This is a genomic window from bacterium (genome assembly GCA_030649055.1).
Lineage (GTDB): Bacteria > Patescibacteriota > Minisyncoccia > UBA6257 > JAUSGH01 > JAUSGH01.
On record JAUSGH010000003.1, the window covers coordinates 63,184 to 83,029 of the forward strand.

The window sequence follows — 19,846 nt, forward strand, 5'->3', positions numbered from 1 at the left end:
ACCCCCGATCGCTTCAAGCGTTCGGGGGTATCGGAACTTACGCGTAGATTGTGCGGCTCTGTCCCCGCACAAAATTCAGGAGGTAGTTCGGGCCGCACACGCCGAACTGAGACACGATGCCGGAATTTTTCCATCCGGCAAAAGGCTGTTCGCCGGGCCAGGCGCCGGTCGTAGCACCCGCCTCGCGGTTCACATAGAGCACGCCCGCATCTATGTTTTCCAGGAAGTGCGCCACTTCCCCACTATCGAAACTGAAAAGCCCTGCGGTAAGTCCGTACTCGGTGGAGTTTGCGATTTCCACCGCTTCGCGAATGCCTCTCGCATACGTCCGAACACACAGCACCGGCATGAACAGTTCCTCGTAGTGGAGCCGATGATTTGCAGGCAAACCGGAAACGATGACCGGCTCGGCAAAGTAACCGCCCGGCGCATGTGACTTTTTCCGGATTACCGGGACAATCACGTCCGCGCCGCTCTTCATGAGCTCATCACGAACACCGAGGTAACGCCCGTACGCCCTCTCATTGATGAGCGGCCCAAGTGTCACGTCATGTTCGCGCGGATCACCCATCACGAACTCCTCCTCGGCCGCTTTGACCACCGAGGCAATTGTTTTTTCCTTCAGCGACTCGTGGACGATGAGTACCGAGCATGCGCTGCATTTCTGCCCGGAGTAGCTGAACGCCGAACGCGCGACGCCGCGCCCCATCGCCTCGAGAGATGAGGCGCTCGGTGTCACGATACAGCTGTTTTTCCCGCCAAGCTCTGCGACAATCTTCGGCGCAGGCTCAGAATGATCAAGTGCCCACTTCAGATGGGAACCGACCTTTTTTGATCCGGTAAACGCAAGCCCGGAAATGTATCCCCGACTCTCACGCATGCCGCATTCAAAGTCACGATCGGACGCAATCACGCAGGCAAACACGTCCCGGCCGAGAGATACGTTGTTCATATGCTCACACGCGTCAATAAACGCCTGATGCAAGCGCGTTCCCGTGAGCGGCGCATCCAGCGAAGGCTTGAACACCACCGCATTGCCCGTGAGAAGCGCTCCGGTGCACATGCCAACCGAGAGTGCCATCGGGAAGTTGAACGGCGCGATGACGGCAAACACACCCATCGGGCGCATCACCATCGTATTTGCCTTCGCTCCCACGCTCGTTTTGAGCGTCACCGTGTAGCCGCCCGCCTCTTCGTAGAGATTGCAGTAGTAACGGATGAGGTCAACAGCTTCGCATGCCTCAGCCTTTGCCTCACCACGGGTCTTCCCCGCCTCCACCATCATCAACGCGATGAACTTAGCGAGCTGCGCCTCAATGTTCGCCGCCCACTGCCGCATGACGGCGATGCGTTCACGGAACGGCACTCCCCGCCACGTCTGTTGCGCAACCGCGGCGCTCACGAACAATTCGGAAACGTATCGCCAGCCGGAAACCGACTGCGGCCACCGCGCGATGACCGCGTTCGGATTCGCAGGATTGCGGTCTTCGAGACACCCCGGCTTCTGAGGCCCGGTTTTCGCGCCCCACAAGACCGCCCGAATCGCCTCGTCAATCTCCGCGTGATCTGCCTCGGTCACCTTGAGATTGGCATAATCCGCCCTTTCCATCACCGGCACTCCTTAACAGAGAATCAGAAGAGCTGCACACACACTACCAACACGCCACCGCCAAGTCAATAAATACTAAGATTTTTGTGCGCCCATGAGGAATCGCCTCAAACTTCAGCTGAAGTTTGAAATCTTCAGCTCCTCGTCGGAGCTTGCGACCCGCGGTTCGATTCCTCGCACACATGCAGAAACCCGCCATATGGCGGGTTTCTGCATGTGTGCGCCCATGAGGAATCGAACCTCAATCTCATCCTTCGGAGGGATGCATTCTATCCGTTGAACTATGGGCGCTTTGCACCAACACCATATCATCAAAAAGCAAAAATATCCACTTAAAAAGGCGCGCCCGCAGAACAGACATGTTCTGCGGGCGGATCTCCTACACGGTCGGACTCTCCCAGTGGTACTTCTCGAATGCGCGCTTCAGCACTTCGGCGTCCACCGACTGCTTCGCCTCTTCACGGTTCAACGGATTTGCGGCGCCGCAATGGAGGCACGCCGCCTCAAACCATACCTTCAGCTTGTCCGCGCTGCGATGAAACGTCACATTGCGCAGCTGCGTCAAGAATGTCCGCTTGCAACCCACACATTCCATGCGGTGCAGCGATGCGGTGACAACGGCTTGCGGAGTCATTGAGCTACACCTCCGTAAATGGAGTTTTGCCAAGCAGAGCAACTATCTGAAATCTAGTCCTTTTTAGAAGATTTTGCAACTCCCCACGCAATGCCGATAACAAACCACAGCATCAACCGACCCGGCTGAAGTGTCCACAAAAAGTGGTCAGTGAGGCCAAGCAGTAATAATGCGACGAGCATTATTGCTGAAATACTAAGTTCTAAATCCCAAATCCTAAACAAATTCAAATTTCTAAAACTCAAAATATAAAACGGTTTCCGATTTTGGTCATTTGGATTTTGATATTGTTTAGGATTTCGTGCTTGGGATTTAGAATTTAAAAATAGCGAAACAAGAAAGGCTACGAGCGCTACAGCTCCAACTATACCTATCTCCGACGCCATGAGTAAGTAAATATTATGTACCGGCTCCCACTGCCACGCCTTGGTCATTCCCACTTTTTGATACAATCCGTTGCGCACGGAATAAAGCACCTGATTCCCGACACCGACGCCAAGAGGATGTTCGCGGACGAGGGAAAGGCCGAGTGTATTGTACTCCAACCGCGCTACCACCGAGGGCTCGGTCGTGCTAATGCGCGCGCGAGGAAAAACGAAGGGGCGTAAGATAGCCACTAGGGTATAGCCACTAGCCACTAGAACGACGAGAAGCAATAATGCGCGGCGACGGAGCTCGCTGCGCGCGAAGCAATACAGCAATAAAGCAATTGAAGCGATGATCGCCACAAGCCACGCGGTGCGGGAAAAAGTCAGAACAAGCCCGAGGAGAACGATGAATATTCCGGCAACAAAAAAGTCGTCATTGCGAGCAAGGCGAAGCAATCTCACATTATCGTAAGGTTGCTTCGTCGCTTCACTCTTCGCGATGACGTTCGGTTCCTGTTTTCGTAGCCAAAGATAACACAAGCTTATCAGTCCCAGCACCAAAAACGCCCCGAGCACATTCGGATGCGGAAACGTGCCATACGCGCGAAGAATTTTTCCGCCCGCGACAGCGAACTTCGCGATACCGGGCGCGTGCGCCGAAAGCGCGGGCTCACCCAACAACCACAAGTCCGAGCTTCCCTGCCGAGCAAATTGCGCGAAAGCGATGAGCGACTGAAACACCGCGGACGCAGCAATAACCGTACAGATAGTATCGAAACAGACAATTCCCCGACGAAACACATACGCAACCGCAACCGCAAATGCCACTGCTAACGTGAGCCGCGCAAAAGCATACGATGCAAGCAACTTGTCCGGCGCAAAAAACACGGAAACGCCCGCGAGCAGAACGAAAAGTGATAATGTAACCCTTCGACTTCGCTCAGGGAATAAATCTGCCTTGCTTTCTTGTTTTCTTGCTTTCTTGTTTTCTTGGATATACGCATGCGCCGCCACAACCAAAAAAGCCACAAGTAAAATGTCACTCGCATACAAAAACGCCGCCTCGTACTCATGAAACCCCGGCGTAAACTGAAACAAAAGTTTGCGCGTGCCAAATGGCAGCGCAAAAAGTAAAATGTACAAAAAAGCGCTAGTCATGCGGAAACTCCACCGTCACCTCTTCCACCACGCTCGGCTCGCCCGCGAACCTATGCGTCAGTTTCACTTTATGAAATTCGTCTTTAATCTTACGTGCCAATTTATTCACGAGCTGATTTTCGGTAGCAGTGACCGTCCACTTACTACCCTCCGTTACGACGGCAATCAGCCGATCCATCGGGTCGCGGTCATACGCGCGGTCACCATACCCGCGGATTAATTCCTCAAGCGCTGTTCTGGATTTTTCCGGAACACCCTTGATAACAATGCGTCCTTCATACCGTTTGTTCGCAATCATCGTGCACGCGGGGCATTTTGCGAACGCGACTGCCGCATTGTTTTTCGCCAAACCCGCGGCTTCGGGGTTATTCAGCCGATCCAAACTGTGATGCCAATGCTTTTTGAAATATACCGCGCCGCAATTTTTGCAAATAATCAGCCCCTTTTTTCCCGCCCCGAACTCCGCCTGCGCTGCCCGAGAAAGCTTCGGAACTTGCTGATAAGATTTTTTCGGTTGATTTGAGTTGTAAGCCATATTGCTTTAATTATTACATAAAAACGCTAACTAGCGCGAGCGCAAAGATAATGTACAGCGGCAGAAGCGCGCACCATGAAAGTCGTAGCAGAAGCACCGGCGCATTTTCGCGGTTGGCGCGCTGCCACAAATAAATAATAAGCGCGCCCTCCACCGCTAAAAAAGTGCTGCCGATAAATCCGATGAGCGCGAGAAAATTCGTAAAACCAAACGCGTATAATGCCGGCGGCAGGACAACAACAAACGCGCCGGCAACCCAGGCAGGAAAACGCAGGTCGTCGCGCAAAATATTTTTCACATTCAACCCAACAATAATGTATGAGCTCCAAAGCGAAAGCAGTCCTAAAATTCCGATAACAACAAGCGTTCCGCTTGAAACAACACCACGCAACCCCGAAACCGCATCCGCGGAAACAACAGGTGAAAGCGCCCACACCGCGACGACAAAAAGAAAATAACAGAAGGCAGGTAAGAGGGTACCGGCGACCACCGAGCGGCGGATGTCCGAAGTCGCCGCGACATCGCGCCGGAAATACGTAATAATTTCCGCGACTGCGACGCGGCCGGAAAGCGAAAAAAGTACGGGGCCGATGGCAAGAAGCGCTACGCCAAGCGGCAACGGCGCGCCGCCGTAGGTAATGAGCGGCGCGGCCGAAGAAAGTCCAAGCCAAAATACGAATCCGAAAATCGCCACAATGCCGCCGGTAATAAAAAATTCAACCGCCGCGAAACGCCGCACGCTCAAAAATATCGCGAGCGATCCGAAAAACCAGAACGCAAACACCCCGGATGCCGGCGCGGCCGAAGGCACTACCAACGAAACAAAGCTCTGCGCGAGCACCAGATACACGAGAAGCACGAGAAATGTCTGGAGCACGCCGGTAACAAACGTGAGCCACAGCCCCGGCGTCCCAAGATAATACCGCGCCACGCCGACAAAGTTAGGGCTACCCGGTGTGCGCAGCAGAAGATCCGCATACAACAAATGCACCGTTGCAAACACTAACCCAAGCAGACCAAGGTAGAGGCCGGCGACAACCGTACCGAATGGATGCAAGACATACGGCAACGAAAAAACTCCCGCACCGATGATGGCGCCGGAGAGGATGCCGACCGGAAGGAGAAAGCGGCGATACGCGCGACGCATCGCGTCAATCATGAGAACCGTATGAGGACTGATGTATTGAACGCCCGAAAAGCTTCTTGCTGGTGAACCAAAAACCGACAAGCACAAAAAGCGCAAGGAATGTCGCGAATATGGCAACCACATAAAGGCCGAATCCGACCGCCATACCGATAGCGGCAGCAGCCCAAAGTCCGGCGGCAGTGGTGAGTCCTCGGACACGCGAATCGTTGAACACAATAAGCCCGGCTCCCATGAAACCGATTCCGGTAACAACTTGCGCAGCGATGCGCGTCGGATCAACTCCAAAAACTCCGGGAGCCGCCTCGCTTGAAATCACAGTAAAAAGCGCGGACCCCAGCGCCACAAGCGCGTGCGTACGCACGCCGGCGTGCTTATGCGCCATCTCGCGTTCCAAGCCGATGAGCGTTCCCAAAAACACAGCAAGCGTAAGCCGGAATATAAGCACCGCGTCTTCACTCCCCAAAAAGTCAACAAAAAATTGCATAGCGCGCCCGTAATAAATTACTCCGCCGCGTAAACCATATCGCCTTCACGCACGCGATCCTTTACTTTCACGCCGACCTCCTGACCTTTTTTCGTCGCGGCAATCGGCTTCCGGTCATACTCCATGGAATCAAGCGTTTGCGTGAAATCCGTCGTCGCACCCTTAAACTGCACATTGGCGCCGGCGTTGATCACCCCAGCGCACTTGATGATGCCGACTTCAATGCCGCCGTAATAATGCGTCACAACACCGATAGGCTTCTGCTTTTTCGGAGCCGCTTTTTTAACGGCCTTCTTCACTGTTTTCTTTACTGATTTCTTCACGGCCTTCTTCGCCGGCTTTTTAATTTTTTTCTTTTTTATTTTCATGTTTTTCGTGTCACTTTAAACCTTTAAATATTTAAATGCCCGCGCGCTGCCTACCCCCGCACATGACTCTCGCCATAGTGATTCCCCTTCCCTTCATCAATCGCTTTCACCACGAGGCCCAGCAGCTCCTTTGGATCTTTGGAAAACACCACCTTGCCCATGCCGCGATGCGACTTCTCCAAAATATCTCTCAAATAATCCGCCGTACCGCCGCTTCCCTCTAACACACCCATGGGCTTATTATCTTCAAAACCAATCGTAAACTCGTTCAGCGTTCCCATGCGGCCGCACACCGTGATAATGGCATCTGCCGAACGCGTAAGCAGGAGGTTACGTCCGGAATAGTCAAATCCGGTATAGATGATGAGGTCGTGATAATCAATCGGCAACCGGTACGTTTTTAAATGCGCGGCTTCAGACACCGCCGGCGAAAGACCGATGACGGTCCCGCCTTCGCTCTTCGCACCTTTGGCCGCCCAATAAGGAATACCGATGGTGGCGCCCGTCACAAGCACCATGCCCCGCCTAGCGACTTCACGCCCGATCTCTTCGGCTTTTTCCAACGCGTCAACAGCGCAATGCCCCGTTTCCGCGGCTCCGGAGATGCAAATCTTATACCTCGGCTTGTTGGTAAATTTATTATTCTTCATAAAATTTTACAAATGTACGAATATGATACGAATACACGAATGAGTATTGTACCGCTTCGATTTCACTCAGCGAATAATTTTATATCCTGAGCTTGTCGAAGGATTACATTAACTTTTCACTCTTCACTATTAGTTATTCGCTATTTTTAAATTATATCACACGTTTCATCCTGAGTGGGCACGACGGCGCCAACCGCGAGTTCGTCTCTCATCTTTTGCGCCAGCACGCTAGAGGCCTCGCCTTCGCCCTGCACGATGAACACTTTCTTTACACTCTCGCGCATCGGCGAAATCCACGCAAGGAGCTGTGTTTGGTCCGCGTGCGCGGAATACGCCGGAATAGAACGCACCTTGCAGCGCACCTGAACATTTTCCTTAAAAATCTTCACTTCCTTCGCGCCATCCAAAATCATGCGTCCAAGCGTACCCACGGACTGATAACCGACAAAAAGAATCGTACTTTGCGGATCCTGCAGATACCGGGACTCGTGATGCAAAATACGTCCGCCGTTGGACATACCCGACCCGGCGATAATCACCTTCGGTGGCAGTACCTCGTTAATCGCTTTTGATTCTTCGGTAGTCAGTGTAGTCTGCAGGCCGGGAAAATTAAAGATAGCGTCGCCTCTTCCGATCATCGCGCGCGTCGCCGCGTCAAAGTACATTTCATATTTTTTATAAATCGTGGTGAGCTTGATGGCCAACGGGCTATCAACGAAGATCGGCACGCGCGGAATTCGCCCCTGTTCAACCAAGCTGTTCATTTCAAAAAGCAGTTCCTGTGTGCGCTCCATAGCAAACGACGGGATCATCAACACGCCTTTAGACCGCACCACATCTTCAATTGCATCCTCCAACGCCTCCTTACGCGTCGCGGAGGGTTCATGCAAACGGTCGCCATAAGTGGACTCAATCACCACCGCGTCCGCCTCGGTAAAATATTCTTTCTCACCGATAATCGGGGCAGGTGAATTGCCCAAGTCTCCCGAGAAAAGCACGGTCTTCCCTTCGGCCGAAACCGAAATAATGCTGGAGCCCAAAATATGACCCGCGTTATACAGCGTCACCGTAAAAGGTCCGACGCGAACCGGCGCGTGGTATTCAACGCCTTTCCACGCCCCAACCACATCATTCACTGCCGCAATATCGTAAATCGGCTCTTTTTTAAGCTTCTTCGCTTCCTCAGTAATGATATGCTCGGAATCAATCAACATAAGCTCAGAAAAATCTTTTGTCGGAGGCGTGGAATAGACCGTTCCGCGGAAACCATCGCGATACAGTTTCGGCAGACGTCCGATGTGGTCAATGTGCGCGTGTGTCACAAAGACCGCGCTGATGCTTTTCGGATCATACTTAAACGGCTCAAAATTGTGTTTCTCGCAGAAGTTGCTGCCTTGGTGCATGCCGCAGTCAACCAAAATTTTCGTGCCGCCGGACTCCACAAGGTAATTCGCGCCGGTCACCGCGCCAACGCCGCCGTAAAAAGTGATTTTCATATATTGAGTATAAAACAATCCACCTCCCCGTGCCATAAGGCATGGGGAGGTGAACATCGTAGAGTAGCGCCGCTAGTGCCCATCCGGCGCGTAGCGCACTTCGGGAATGCCGTGGCTGTCCTTCTCCACCGTGAATGCGTGGCCGACAGGACGCCCCGGATATTCAAAGAGTCGCACGTCCTTCGGGTCTCCGTAACGCTCGCGGATGACGACATACGTCCGGAGACCGGACGCGGGGTAGTCGAGGTCCATGCCGCCGACGATGTCGTAGACCACGCCAAGCTTGACGTTGGACTTCGTCAGCGGATGCCCGAGGGTATCCGCCGAAGCCGCCGAGTAGGTCACTCGCATGAATACGCCGAGCGCCACAATGACGACGACCGCGATGAGGCGCGTTGCGTACTCCCACCCGCGGTGGGCACACCAGAAACCGATGAGCGTCAGCACGAGAACCCCTACCCCGCACCCGAACGCCATCTTCAGAAGTACCGGCATCGTCGTGTCTCCGACAAAGAAATTCAAACTACTTTCATGCTACTCCCAGTTATAATCACGCGTCAACAATCAGCGCGCAGAATCTCCTCCACCACTCCCCGCTCGCTCCACGGAATCTTTTTCCCGCGCGCGAGGTGCATCCACGGCTCGCTGCCTTTCCCTGTCATAATCACAACGTCGCCCTTCTTTGCAATATGGAGCGCGCGTCGGATAGCTTCGCGCCGGTCAAGCACTAATTCATAATCCGTTTCCGCGGCAGGCGTTCTCCCACGCTCCTCCCAAATGCCGCGCTCAATTTGTTCAACGATCGCGAGTGGCGGCTCATCGTACGGATCTTCGTTCGTAAGATAAATCATTTTGCAATACCGCGCGGCAATGGCACCCATGGCGCTCCGCTTCCACGCGTCCCGCCCTCCCCCGGCGGCACCTAGCACGCAAATGAGTTTTTGCGCGCCGTCACCTGAGAGCGCGCGGTACACGGCCTCCAATGAATCCGGTGTATGCGCATAATCAACGACCACCACGAACGGCTGGCGCGCAACGTACTCCATGCGCCCCTGCACGCCCTGAAACGTTTCTAATGTTTTAAAAATCACCTCGGTCGGAATATCCAAGGCGCGCGCAAACGCCACCGCGGCGGCGACGTTTTCCAAGTTGAAATCATTCTGCAACCAACTGGAAATCATTTTTTTCGCGTCGCGCGAGTCAAGACGATAACGAGCGGAAAGTTCATTGTAAATAAAATCCTCGCGGTGGAAAAACAATACCTTGCCGGAACCGTTCGCGGCTTTTTCAAAATACTCTTTGCCATCCAGCCGCTCGTTGATGAAAAAACTTTTGTTCGGTTTCACTGACCGGTGCGCGACATCATAAAAAAACTGTACTTTAGCGGCGCGGTAACGCTCAAAGCTGCCATGCGCCTCAATGTGCTCAGGGTGCAAGTTAGTAACCAACGCCGCGTCAAAATCCACAAACCGGTGGCGATATTGAAGGATGCCCTGCGAGGTCACCTCAATAAGCGCATAGTCGCAGCCCGCGTTCGCCGCGCGGCGCAAAAATCGCTGCGCAAATCCCAACCCCGGCATGGTCATGGAAGTTGTGTTTTTTTCACTCTCATCGCCAACCTTAATCCGCACCGAACTCATCAGCGCCGTTTTCTTTCCGGCGGCGACCAGTATAGCGTTGATAAGCTCCAACACCGTTGACTTGCCCTTTGTGCCCGTCACGCCCAACACGTAAAGTTTCCGCGATGGGAAACGATAAAAGATCGCCGAAAACCAAGCGATAGCGAAATGAAATGCGCGCTTGAGTGGCGTAACCATATATTTACGCCTTTATCCGACGCAATGTTTCTTTAAGCCGCGCGGAAAGCCCAACGGTCGTCGGATCAATCTTCGCAATCGCCGCGCGCGCCTGCTGTTTGCTGTACCCCAAACTCACTAACGCTTCTTCCAAGTCCGCATCGGATTCCATCTGCTCCACGTAGGCGCCGGACCCAAGCATCACAACCTTGCCTTTAAGCTCCAGCACCACGCGCTCGGCGGTTTTCTTTCCGACGCCGGAAACGCGTGTCAGCAATTCTGTTTTCCCCTCGTTGATTGCCGCGGCAATCTGGTCAACGGAAGCAATGCCCATGATGCCCAACGCCGACTTGGGGCCAATGCCGGAAATGGTGTTCAGCTGTTCAAACAATGCAAGTTCGTTTTCATTTAAAAATCCGAAGAGCGCCAGGATGTCCTCGCGTACGTGCAGATAAGTAAAAAGTTTCACCGCCTCGCCGATGGCGGGAAGTTTTGACATGACATTTTTCGCGACCATCACTTTAAACCCAACGCCGCCGACTTCAACCACGATCGATTGGTCGCGTTTTGAGGCAAGTACGCCGGAAAGTGTTTGGATCATTACTTTTTAGTATATACCTGATACGAATACACGCATATAAATTGAAACACCCCACAAGCGGCTCCGCCGTTTGTGGGGTGTATATGCGTCGAACGTGAGACTAGACCATGGAGCAGATCATCCGATCCATGACCTCCCGAGGGTTCGCCTGCTGCGCGGCAGCGGGCGCCGGAGCAACCTGCTCCTTCTTCACCACCGGCACAGTCGCGACAACGGCGCTTGCCGTCGCACGCTCCTTCGCCGGAGGATGGATGGCGGCGTACACCTTGAAGGCGGTGGCGGAGATCGCATTCTCCGCGCCATCCCTCATGTACACCGTCATGGCGAACTCCATCCCCTTACGCTCCTCGGCGCCAAGGTTCTTCATCCACTCGGCGACGCTCTCCGCGCCACTGTTGTGGAACTTGGAGAAGAACTCGTGCCTCAGCGGATCGTTCATGATGCCGCAGAGGTAACGTGCGTACTTGTTGTCGGGGTTGTTGCAGGCGGCCTTAAAGGCAACCCGCAACGCGAGCCCTTCCGGAGACTCGCCGGCGTTCTTGATGTTGCCCACGAGGTCCAGGGCATCCCCGAGGCCACGCCTCGCCTCCTCCATCCGCCCACGGAGGTGGCTCATCGCGCTCGGGTAGATCAGCGCCACGCAAGCGCGGCGCTGAAGCTCCCCGATCTCCAACGTAGCGATCTTCTCAATCGCCACGCTGTTCATCGGATCGCGTCCGGCGAACCTGGCCACGGCAACGATGGCTGCGAAGCCATCCTCGCCACCGAGCAACCCCTTCGCCTCCTCCATCCTACCGGGGATAGAGAGTACGGCGCGGAGCTGATTGGCCCGCTCACGCACCACAGGCAACGTGGAACGCGCGCACCGGTCGAGCGCCTGATGGAGCGCAACGCTCTCCATGGTGTCCGCCACGAACCGCGTAACGAGCGCATCCAACGACTGCTCGTTGTCCACGCTGCCGCACTTCAGGTACTCGAGGAGCTCAGCCTCCATCGCGGGGAAGAGCTGTGCCACGCGGGCCCGCTCCCCGATCCGCGACTGCTCCGTCGCCAACCTCCCGATCACCTCGTTGTAGCTCGGGTCCGCGGCACAGAGCGTGATAGCCTCGACGACGTTCGTCACGAGCAGACTCCGCAGCGTCTTCTCCTCCGGAGAGAGCCGCTGCGAACTCCCGAGCTCCGGGTGGGGAACGTGCGCAGGGGCATTCTCGCCCTTCTTGCGCTTGCCATCCTTGCTCTGCTCACCGTGCCGATTGGTCTTCCCCATGGTCATTCCTCCGAATGGAAACCGAATCAAAACCTACCGATTTTAGATGCGCCAACCTCCACACAGAGGTCAACACGTTCTGGCAACATTATAGCACTAAATATATCACTTTGTCAATAGCTCCAAAATCACTTATTTCATATAAAAAGATGTGCCCCGGGTTCCGCTATGCGGGCCCGGGGGCACAAGTAACCACTCTACGTATTCGCGATACGGGCCCGGTCCTTCACGGCGCGAAGCCACTTGTAGAACTCCGCAGCGACGAACCGCATCCGGCTGCCTTCCGGCTCACGCGTCGCGGCATCGCGCATCATCTCATGGATCACGCGCTGTAAGCCAAACTCACGCTCCGCGCTCGCAAGCTGAGCGAACAGCGCCACAATCCGGGACGCCGCGCACTCATCCGAATACGCCGTTGTGATACTCTCGCGCAGTTCCGTGAGCACGCCGGGGTACCGCAGCGCCTCCCGCGCAAGCACGGCAATTGCCGTCCTTTCGCGCCGAATAAGCATCCCGAGCATTGCGAGAACACCGCAATCCTCCGCGTAACTCCTCGCTTCACGGATGGTGCCACAGAGAAGCAAATGCCGAAGCACCCGCTCATGTTCCGCCGCTTGTGAGGATGAAACGTTTGCATCCCTCCGAAGTACAACGGTTGTATTCCCTGCCACGATAACCTCTTTCGTAAATCGAGATCCTAACCAGTACTTCCGCAATTATACCATACCAAAATAGAATTTGCAAGTTCCCCGCTGCCGTGGTACGCTGTGATACGATTACATCATACGCGCTTAGCTCCCTCCTTCGGTCACCTCAGGCAACCTATGGCGGGCAGGCAGCGGTAGAGCAGTGCTGGCATTCACCCCGTTAGAAAATACGCGCGCTTAGCTCAGCGGTAGAGCAGTGCTTTTACACAGCAAAGGTCGGGGGTCCGACTCCCTCAGCGCGCACAAACGAAATATCCCGACATAGGGATTTTTCGTTTGTGAGGGAGTCGGACGGGAAGGGGGTCGGGGAAACGGGAGTTTCCCTGTGGCGGAGTACACGAACCGCTGGGTTCGTGAGCGCAGCCGACCGAAGGTCGCAGCGAGCAGTTCGATTCCCTTACCGCGCACCAAGATTTCTAACGGGGCAGGCAGCAAAGGCCGGTGAATTCTAAAATAGTAAATCCGAAAAGGTGCCGCTTGCGGCCCGGGGGTTCGACTCCCTTACCGCGCACAAACGAAATACGCACATAAGTTGTTGACTTTCGTCCCGCCGTCCTATACGCTATAAGCTATTAGTAAAGGTATCGCTTCGACAAGCTCAGCGAATAAGAATTATGCCAATCACATCATCCGCGAAAAAGGCACTGCGCCAGAGCAAAAAACGCCACGAACAAAACGTCGCCAAAAAAGAGGCGTTTAAAGACGCGATTAAAAAAGTGCAAAAACTCGTTGCCGCTAAGCAAATGGATGCGGCAGCCGCGGCGCTCCACGAGGCGTACCAGAAGATTGATAAAGCGGCGAAAACAGGGGTTATTCACAAGAATACAGCGGGGCGGTTGAAATCCCATACCGCACGACTCCTCGCAACAGGAAATAAAGCATAGAAACAATGGAACATGTAAGCAAACAAAATCCGCGTTTACCGCGGATTTTGTTTTTCTTCTTTGCTTTCTTGCTTTGATGCTTCGTTTGCTTTATTGTTCTCTTGCTTCTTTGTTTCTATGCTTCATTGCTTATATGTTTTATTGCCCCAGCACATAGTCCGTCAGTGCCAGCGCGTAATCCATTTTTCCGGACTTTATCGCGATGTCATAGTCGGCAAAACGCATTTTTGCGCTCGGCGAGACACGCGATGCTAACACATTAAAAAGCTTTGCTTCGTCGTCATTTGTAAGCAGCCGCTCCAGAAGCGGCAAGGCGCGAGATGGGGCGCTGTGCTGGAGCTCCATCAGCGCGCCAAAAAAATTCTGCGTTTGTTGATACGCCTCAGCCGCGTAGGTGCCGCCGGAGGCGATTTTTTGCAATTCGGCAACCACTCCCCACGTGTCCCCCGCAAATGCCCGACCGAGGTCTCGGAGTAATGTCGGCGTTAAGCGCGCGCCGCACCGTCCCGCCTCCTCGCGAATAAACCGTTCAAACGCCGGCCCAATCGGCGCCGGAAATTCTTTCGCGGGTTTTGCTTGTTGAAGAAGAAACGCGAATGCCTTCGGCGGCGCGTCGTTCGCGACAATCATCACGACAATGTCGGCGCGCTCCACTAACCCTTCAAAAAACTTTTTGTACTGTTTTTCTTGTCCTTCGGGAATCGGAAAAAGATTGTGCAGGGCGACAAGTTTCAACGGAGCGAACAACGACTGCGCGGCACAGATATCGCGGAGCCCTTGGAGTCCCTCCTCGCTCGCGCCATCAAACTCATACACCGCGAACGCAGAATGCTTCGCGGCGTACGCATCACGCATACTTTTTTCGTATATTCCCTGCCGATAGGTGTCAGAGCCGTACAATAAAATAATCATGGATATGTATTGAGTATCTAGTATTGAGAAGTAAGTATGGGCTCCCGGAAAGTGCCCCCCATACTGTCTTCTGAATACTTAATACACGATACTCACTTATTCTTCTTCAATCACTTCCTTCTTCGGAATCAGCGACGGATCTGTCGGAAGCGTGAACGAAAACGTCGTGCCGCGACTTAGCTCCGACTCCACCCAAATCTGCCCACCATGCCGGTTGATGATGTTTTTAGTAAGATACAAGCCCAGTCCCGACCCTTCGGTGGAAAACTTCTGTACATTCTCGGCGCGGAAAAATTTCGTAAACAGTTTTTGCAATGCCTCGGGCGGAACACCGACGCCGGTGTCTTTGATGGTCACGAGCGCGTACGGCTTATCAGGCAACTGCTGAACACCCAACGTCACCGTGCCATTCGGCACGTTATATTTAATGGCGTTATCAATCAGGTTGGACACGGCGACGCTAAGCTTCTGCGCATCAAAGTCCAACGGGATCGGGTCTTTCGGCGCGTCAAAAAACAATTCAACGCCGTAGGTCTTTGCCAGCGGTTTCGCCCCTTGCAGCACCCCGTCAAGAAACGCGACAAGATCACTGCTCTGAAACTCATACCCGAACTTCCCGCCTTCCATCTTCGCGACGTCCAAGAGGTCATTCACAATCTGGAGCAGTTTTTGCGACGCGAGATCGCCCGTATCAACGAGCATTTTTGAATCAGCATTGAGCGCGACGTCTTTTTTGAGCCCTTGAAACACCCAGCCGACGGCGGTCAAAGGCGTCCGGAGCTGATGCGCCGCAACAGTGATGAATTCACTTTTTGATTTTAAAATTTCCGCCTCGCGCGTACGATCGCGGATGACTTTCGTAAACCCTTGCGTCTTGCCCGAGGCGTCGGTGATGCGGTTCGTCGTCACGCGAAGCAACGCGTCATCAAATTGGATATCGGCAACTTGTGGATAGGCACCAGTCTCGGAACGCGCGATGACCGTCGGGGCAAGCGACGGAAACACTACCTGAACCAGGCGTTTGAGCTTGGCATCGCTCGCAAGCTCCAACCCAAGCTTGATACCGGCTACGGCTTCCGCTGAAACGCCGAACACGCGCTCGGCGGCTTTATTAAAAATGAGCACATTAAAATTCTCGTCATATGCGATGACGGCATCGGAAAGCTCCGAAATGACGCTCCGGAGCCACGCGTCAGACATAGAAGTAATTTCCGCGCCCTCGGAAACACCGGAGGAGGATTTTGGTTTTAAGAAATCGAAGAAAGACATTTATTTGACACGTCATCCTGAGGGTGAAGCCCGAAGGATCTCTCGGAGATTCTTCGCCCCGCGTTGCGGGACTCAGAATGACAACGCGCTAACTAATTGCTGCCCAGTTCTTTCCGCTTGCCGCGTCAACCTTCACCGGCACCGACAGCTGATACACCGACTCCATAATCCGACGCAGCTCGGTTGCCGCTTTTTTCAGCATACCATCGGGGACTTCAAACACCAATTCGTCGTGAATGGAAAGAATAAGCGGAATGTCCGGAAATACGCGTCGCACCGCGATCATCGCCATTTTGAGCATATCCGCCGCCAAACTCTGGATAGGCATATTGATCGCCGCGCGCCGCGCTTCGGAAGCGGATCGCTGATTCGGTGAAATAATGTTCGGCACCCAGCGTTTGCGGCCATTCAAATTTTCCACATAACCGGTTTCGCGGGCCTTCATAATCGTGCGCTCCTGCCACTGTTGAATTCCGGAGAAATTCCGAAAGTATTGGGTGATGAATTCTTCGGCCTCGATATAGCTCAACCCGCTTTGCCGCGCGAACGCCTGCGGCCCCATGCCGTAGATGATGCCGAAGTTCAGCGTCTTCGCCATTTGCCGCTCCTCCTTTGAAACCTTATCAGGCGCGATGCCCAGCACGCTCGCCGCGGTAATTTTATGGATGTCTTCGTTGTTTTTGAATGCCTCTATCATCTTCGAATCGCCGGAGACCGATGCCATAACCCGTAGCTCAATCTGCGAGTAATCCAAGGAGAGTAATGTGGTGCCGGGTGAAGCAACAAAGGCGACGCGAAGTTCCTTCGCGATGTCCGTGCCCGTGGGAATGTTCTGCAAATTCGGATTTTCCGAAGAAAGCCGCCCGGTTGCGGTTGAGGTCTGGAGCAGTGTCGCGTGAATCCGGTGGTCCTTTGACGTCGCCCCAAGCTCCAGCAGCGGAGCAACGTAAGTTGATTGCACCTTAAACAGTTCACGATACTTCAGGATCGCCGGAACAATTGCGTGCCGCTCACGAATGGTTTCGAGCGCTCCGGCATCGGTAGAATAGGCGCCCGTACTCCGCCGCGGAATGCCGCGGGGGCTGATGCTCAATTTTTCAAACAGCACCGCAGAGAGTTGCTTAGGCGAGTTGATATTGAACGGCCCTCCGGCATCCGCGTAAATGGATTTAGTAAGCGCGGTCAGTTCTTTTTCTAATTTTTTGGAAAGCGTTTGGAGCAGCGCAACATCAACCGCGATGCCGACCTTCCGCATCTCGTCCAAAATTGGCGCAAGCGGCAGCTCAAGCTCCTCATAGATTTTCCATAAACCATAATGCCGCAGTTTTTCTTCCAGCACTGTAAGGTCGTGGGGTAAAGACTGCGTCCCGTCGGGATCCAAAAGCCACTTTGCTATCTCAGTTTTTTTTGCTTCAGTCATAAAAAAGTATTGAGTATTTAGTATTGAGAAGTGAGTATGGGCTCGCGACCCGCTGCATACTGTCTTCTCTATACTCAATACAGCATACTCACAACGTCGCGATCCGATCCACTAAACTTCTGAACCCAAGTTCCGCGAAATACTTCGCAAGTTCCGCAAAATCAATCGGCGCCCACACAAGATCATCCACCGAGTCAAAGTAAATCGGCGCGTGCCGGTCCAAAATGGAAAGTTTTTTGGACAAGAGCGCGATGTCCTTCTGCCCCTCAAGTTTTTTGGAAGTCTTCTCGGGGATAATGGCGAGATTCTCAAACACCTCCTCGGCGGTCTTGAATTCAAGAATAAGCGGCAGGGCGGTTTTCGGGCCGACACCCTTCACGCCGGGAATGTTATCCGAGGCATCGCCGATAAACGCCTTGTAATCGTTGAGTTGGCTCGGCGCAAGCCCGAACTTTTCTTTCACCGCCGCTTCATTAAACCGGACGGTTTCGGTGATGCCTTTAATCAAAAACTCCACAATCACTTTGTCGCCTTCAACTAATTGCAACGAATCGCGATCGCCGGAAAAAATAGAAACCGTAACATCCGGCTCGCCACGAAACTTTTCCGCGAGCGTCGCGATAATGTCATCCGCCTCAAAACCCGGTAGCTCAAATGTTTTGATGTTGAACTTATCAAACAAGTCATGCGCGCGCTGGAGTTGTGGGATAAGCGTGCTATCCGTCGGCGGCCGCTGGGCTTTGTACGCCTTAAACATCTCGTCACGAAACGTGGGCTCCGGCCTATCAAACGCCGCGGCGATATGCGTGGGCCGCAGGTCCCGCAAAATCTTCAAACACACCTGCGCCAATCCATAAATCGCGCCGATGGGATCGCCCTTCGGTGTCGTAAGCGGCGGCAACGCGTGAAAAAACCGATGAATGAGCGAGTTCGCGTCAATAAGTAAAAGCTTTTTGGGTCCGAGGGATTGTTGCATATGCCTTATCATAACACTGCGATCAGAATGCCTCAATGAAAATTCTCGCTGACACATAATACCTCCTTCTGGTTGAGTATCAATAATGTAAAGTATTGAATGTTGAAAATGGAAACCAGCGGAAGGCACATGGCCCGCCGCTGGTTCGATGATGTCGCAATGAGTTGTCCTCATTACGGATTCATGTCGGGAAGCTGGTCATCGTCGGTGTAGTGCGTCGCATTCCGCACGCAGCCCGAAAGACCGCGGAGAACTGCCTCGGGGTCAAGCGTGCTCTTCTTTCCGCCAACCCGCCGCTCAATCGTCTTCAGCCATGAGTTGATCGAACGCCGCTGCGCGCCAGTGACGACAAACCGCTGCTGTGCCATGATATCCTCCTCTATCTAACAATCCTTCATCCGCCAATCCGCCGGCAACACACCGGAAGATTGTTAGGCTAATGCTGGTTACAATGTATCAACTCTGCCCACAAACAGCAAGGCATGATCGGCTAAATGGTTATGCCCGATCTGCGCACAACATACACCGCCGCGGCAGCAAGTATCACCGCAACGCCGATCATCGTCATAAAAAAATCGCCGGAAAATGTTTGCGCGACTGATGCCTGAAACAGCGGAAAATTTTTTTCAAACAAATCGTTTTGCGCGACGGTTGCGGTCGTCTTTTTCGCCGTCTTTTTCGGCGCAGAAGCGAGTATAATATATCCAGCATTTATCATAATGTAAGATTGCTTCGCTTCGCTCGCAATGGCGGCGTTAAAGCGAAACTCAAGAATGAGATGATCGCAAGAACTAAGCCGACGTCATCCTGAAGGCGAGTCTTGAAGGATCTCTGAGAGATTCTTCGCTTCGCTCAGAATGACAACCTATAAAAGTCCTCCATTCAATTCCGGCATTTTAAGCCCCAAATGCTTATACGCCAACGGCGTTGCCATGCGGCCGGATGGTGTTCGCGCCAAAAAACTCAGTCGCATAAGATACGGCTCATACACGTCTTCAATAATCGCGGGATCGTCGGAGAGCGCGGCGGCAAGCGTATTCACGCCCACCGGCCCACCATCAAACTTTTTGATAATGACCTCAAGCAGGTGCCGGTCGAAAAGTTCAAGTCCCAAATGATCAACTTCAAGCATCTCCAACGTTTTTTGTGCAACTTCTCCGGTAATAACAGCAATGTCGTTCACCGACGCGTAATCGCGCACGCGCTTCAACAAACGGTTCGCGACGCGCGGAGTAAATCGCGAGGCAGCGGCAAGCGCCGCAACGGCATCGTTTTTTATGTCAAGCTTCAACACCAACGCAGAACGCTTAATAATTGCTTCGATGTCTTGCGGCTCATAGTAATCTAGTTTAAATGTCGCCCCGAACCGCGAGCGTAATGGCCCAGAGATAAGATGCGGTTTGGTTGTTGCCGCGAGCAATGTAAACGGCGGCAAATCAATGGAAAGCGTCCGCGCCGCCGGCCCCTTGCCGATGACCATGTGCAGTTTCCGCATTTCCATCGCAGGATACAGCACTTCTTCAATCAACCGGTTCAACCGATGCACTTCGTCAATGAACAGAATA

General features: G+C 53.5%; 22 protein-coding genes and 2 tRNA genes. 2 read left to right on the forward strand and 22 right to left on the reverse strand.

The window, feature by feature from the left end; translation table 11 throughout:
• Nucleotides 1-37 precede the first annotated feature (37 nt).
• The 15 genes from Q7R85_01120 to Q7R85_01190 all read right to left on the reverse strand — a co-directional run bounded on the left by Q7R85_01120 (nt 38) and on the right by Q7R85_01190 (nt 12,784).
• The gene (locus Q7R85_01120; GenBank protein ID MDO8584706.1) at nt 38-1,609 is read right to left on the reverse strand and encodes an aldehyde dehydrogenase family protein; all 1,572 of its coding nucleotides are present in this window, start codon (nt 1,607-1,609) and stop codon (nt 38-40) included.
• Nucleotides 1,610-1,828: 219 nt separating this feature from the next.
• Nucleotides 1,829-1,900 (reverse strand) — tRNA-Arg (locus Q7R85_01125).
• Between the two features lie 88 nt (nt 1,901-1,988).
• Complete coding sequence (locus tag Q7R85_01130) at nt 1,989-2,243, reverse strand: hypothetical protein (protein ID MDO8584707.1); 255 nt, start codon at nt 2,241-2,243, stop codon at nt 1,989-1,991.
• Nucleotides 2,244-2,296: 53 nt separating this feature from the next.
• Complete coding sequence (locus tag Q7R85_01135; protein MDO8584708.1) at nt 2,297-3,769, reverse strand: O-antigen ligase family protein; 1,473 nt, start codon at nt 3,767-3,769, stop codon at nt 2,297-2,299.
• Entirely contained in the window at nt 3,762-4,304 is a 543-nt protein-coding gene (locus Q7R85_01140) for a hypothetical protein (protein MDO8584709.1), read from the reverse strand. Before Q7R85_01140 ends, Q7R85_01135 begins: the two co-directional genes overlap by 8 nt.
• A 13-nt stretch (nt 4,305-4,317) precedes the next feature.
• A complete protein-coding gene (locus Q7R85_01145) occupies nt 4,318-5,463 on the reverse strand; it encodes an aromatic amino acid transport family protein (GenBank protein MDO8584710.1) in 1,146 nt (381 codons plus the stop codon).
• Nucleotides 5,456-5,935: an MgtC/SapB family protein gene (locus Q7R85_01150; GenBank protein ID MDO8584711.1), complete on the reverse strand. Its 480-nt coding sequence runs from the start codon at nt 5,933-5,935 to the stop codon at nt 5,456-5,458. The genes Q7R85_01145 and Q7R85_01150 overlap by 8 nt, the downstream gene beginning before the upstream one ends.
• A gap of 17 nt (nt 5,936-5,952) precedes the next feature.
• Nucleotides 5,953-6,303 carry a translation elongation factor-like protein gene (locus Q7R85_01155; GenBank protein ID MDO8584712.1) on the reverse strand — a complete coding sequence of 117 codons (351 nt, stop codon included), beginning with the start codon at nt 6,301-6,303 and terminating at the stop codon, nt 5,953-5,955.
• Between the two features lie 50 nt (nt 6,304-6,353).
• Nucleotides 6,354-6,953, reverse strand: a complete 600-nt coding sequence (locus Q7R85_01160; GenBank protein MDO8584713.1) for an LOG family protein — start codon at nt 6,951-6,953, stop codon at nt 6,354-6,356.
• Nucleotides 6,954-7,099: 146 nt separating this feature from the next.
• Complete coding sequence (locus Q7R85_01165) at nt 7,100-8,449, reverse strand: MBL fold metallo-hydrolase (GenBank protein ID MDO8584714.1); 1,350 nt, start codon at nt 8,447-8,449, stop codon at nt 7,100-7,102.
• Between the two features lie 72 nt (nt 8,450-8,521).
• Complete coding sequence (locus Q7R85_01170) at nt 8,522-8,971, reverse strand: hypothetical protein (protein MDO8584715.1); 450 nt, start codon at nt 8,969-8,971, stop codon at nt 8,522-8,524.
• Between the two features lie 35 nt (nt 8,972-9,006).
• Nucleotides 9,007-10,266 carry a UDP-N-acetylmuramyl-tripeptide synthetase gene (gene murE / locus Q7R85_01175; GenBank protein MDO8584716.1) on the reverse strand — a complete coding sequence of 420 codons (1,260 nt, stop codon included), beginning with the start codon at nt 10,264-10,266 and terminating at the stop codon, nt 9,007-9,009.
• Nucleotides 10,267-10,270: 4 nt separating this feature from the next.
• Nucleotides 10,271-10,846 carry a Holliday junction branch migration protein RuvA gene (gene ruvA / locus Q7R85_01180; protein ID MDO8584717.1) on the reverse strand — a complete coding sequence of 192 codons (576 nt, stop codon included), beginning with the start codon at nt 10,844-10,846 and terminating at the stop codon, nt 10,271-10,273.
• Between the two features lie 100 nt (nt 10,847-10,946).
• Complete coding sequence (locus Q7R85_01185) at nt 10,947-12,113, reverse strand: hypothetical protein (GenBank protein ID MDO8584718.1); 1,167 nt, start codon at nt 12,111-12,113, stop codon at nt 10,947-10,949.
• A 197-nt stretch (nt 12,114-12,310) separates the two neighbouring features.
• On the reverse strand, nt 12,311-12,784 hold the full coding sequence (locus Q7R85_01190; protein MDO8584719.1) for a hypothetical protein: 474 nt from the start codon (nt 12,782-12,784) through the stop codon (nt 12,311-12,313).
• Between the two features lie 207 nt (nt 12,785-12,991).
• Between Q7R85_01190 and Q7R85_01195 the strand changes: the two genes are divergently transcribed.
• Nucleotides 12,992-13,063: transfer RNA gene (locus Q7R85_01195), tRNA-Val, on the forward strand.
• A gap of 371 nt (nt 13,064-13,434) precedes the next feature.
• Nucleotides 13,435-13,704, forward strand: a complete 270-nt coding sequence (gene rpsT, locus Q7R85_01200) for a 30S ribosomal protein S20 (GenBank protein ID MDO8584720.1) — start codon at nt 13,435-13,437, stop codon at nt 13,702-13,704.
• Nucleotides 13,705-13,842: 138 nt separating this feature from the next.
• On the opposite strand, the gene Q7R85_01205 is transcribed toward rpsT, so the two are convergent.
• The 7 genes from Q7R85_01205 to ruvB all read right to left on the reverse strand — a co-directional run.
• Nucleotides 13,843-14,616 carry a hypothetical protein gene (locus Q7R85_01205; GenBank protein MDO8584721.1) on the reverse strand — a complete coding sequence of 258 codons (774 nt, stop codon included), beginning with the start codon at nt 14,614-14,616 and terminating at the stop codon, nt 13,843-13,845.
• Nucleotides 14,617-14,712: 96 nt separating this feature from the next.
• Entirely contained in the window at nt 14,713-15,885 is a 1,173-nt protein-coding gene (locus Q7R85_01210) for an ATP-binding protein (GenBank protein ID MDO8584722.1), read from the reverse strand.
• 88 nt (nt 15,886-15,973) lie between these two features.
• Complete coding sequence (locus Q7R85_01215; GenBank protein MDO8584723.1) at nt 15,974-17,305, reverse strand: DNA polymerase; 1,332 nt, start codon at nt 17,303-17,305, stop codon at nt 15,974-15,976.
• Nucleotides 17,306-17,393: 88 nt separating this feature from the next.
• Nucleotides 17,394-18,281 (reverse strand): 5'-3' exonuclease H3TH domain-containing protein, encoded by an 888-nt coding sequence (locus Q7R85_01220; protein MDO8584724.1) that lies wholly within the window; start codon nt 18,279-18,281, stop codon nt 17,394-17,396.
• A 173-nt stretch (nt 18,282-18,454) separates the two neighbouring features.
• A complete protein-coding gene (locus tag Q7R85_01225; GenBank protein ID MDO8584725.1) occupies nt 18,455-18,649 on the reverse strand; it encodes a hypothetical protein in 195 nt (64 codons plus the stop codon).
• Nucleotides 18,650-18,771: 122 nt separating this feature from the next.
• Nucleotides 18,772-18,999, reverse strand: a complete 228-nt coding sequence (locus Q7R85_01230) for a hypothetical protein (GenBank protein MDO8584726.1) — start codon at nt 18,997-18,999, stop codon at nt 18,772-18,774.
• Between the two features lie 147 nt (nt 19,000-19,146).
• Nucleotides 19,147-19,846, reverse strand: a 700-nt coding sequence (gene ruvB / locus Q7R85_01235) for a Holliday junction branch migration DNA helicase RuvB (protein ID MDO8584727.1), incomplete at its 5' end; no start/stop codon positions are given.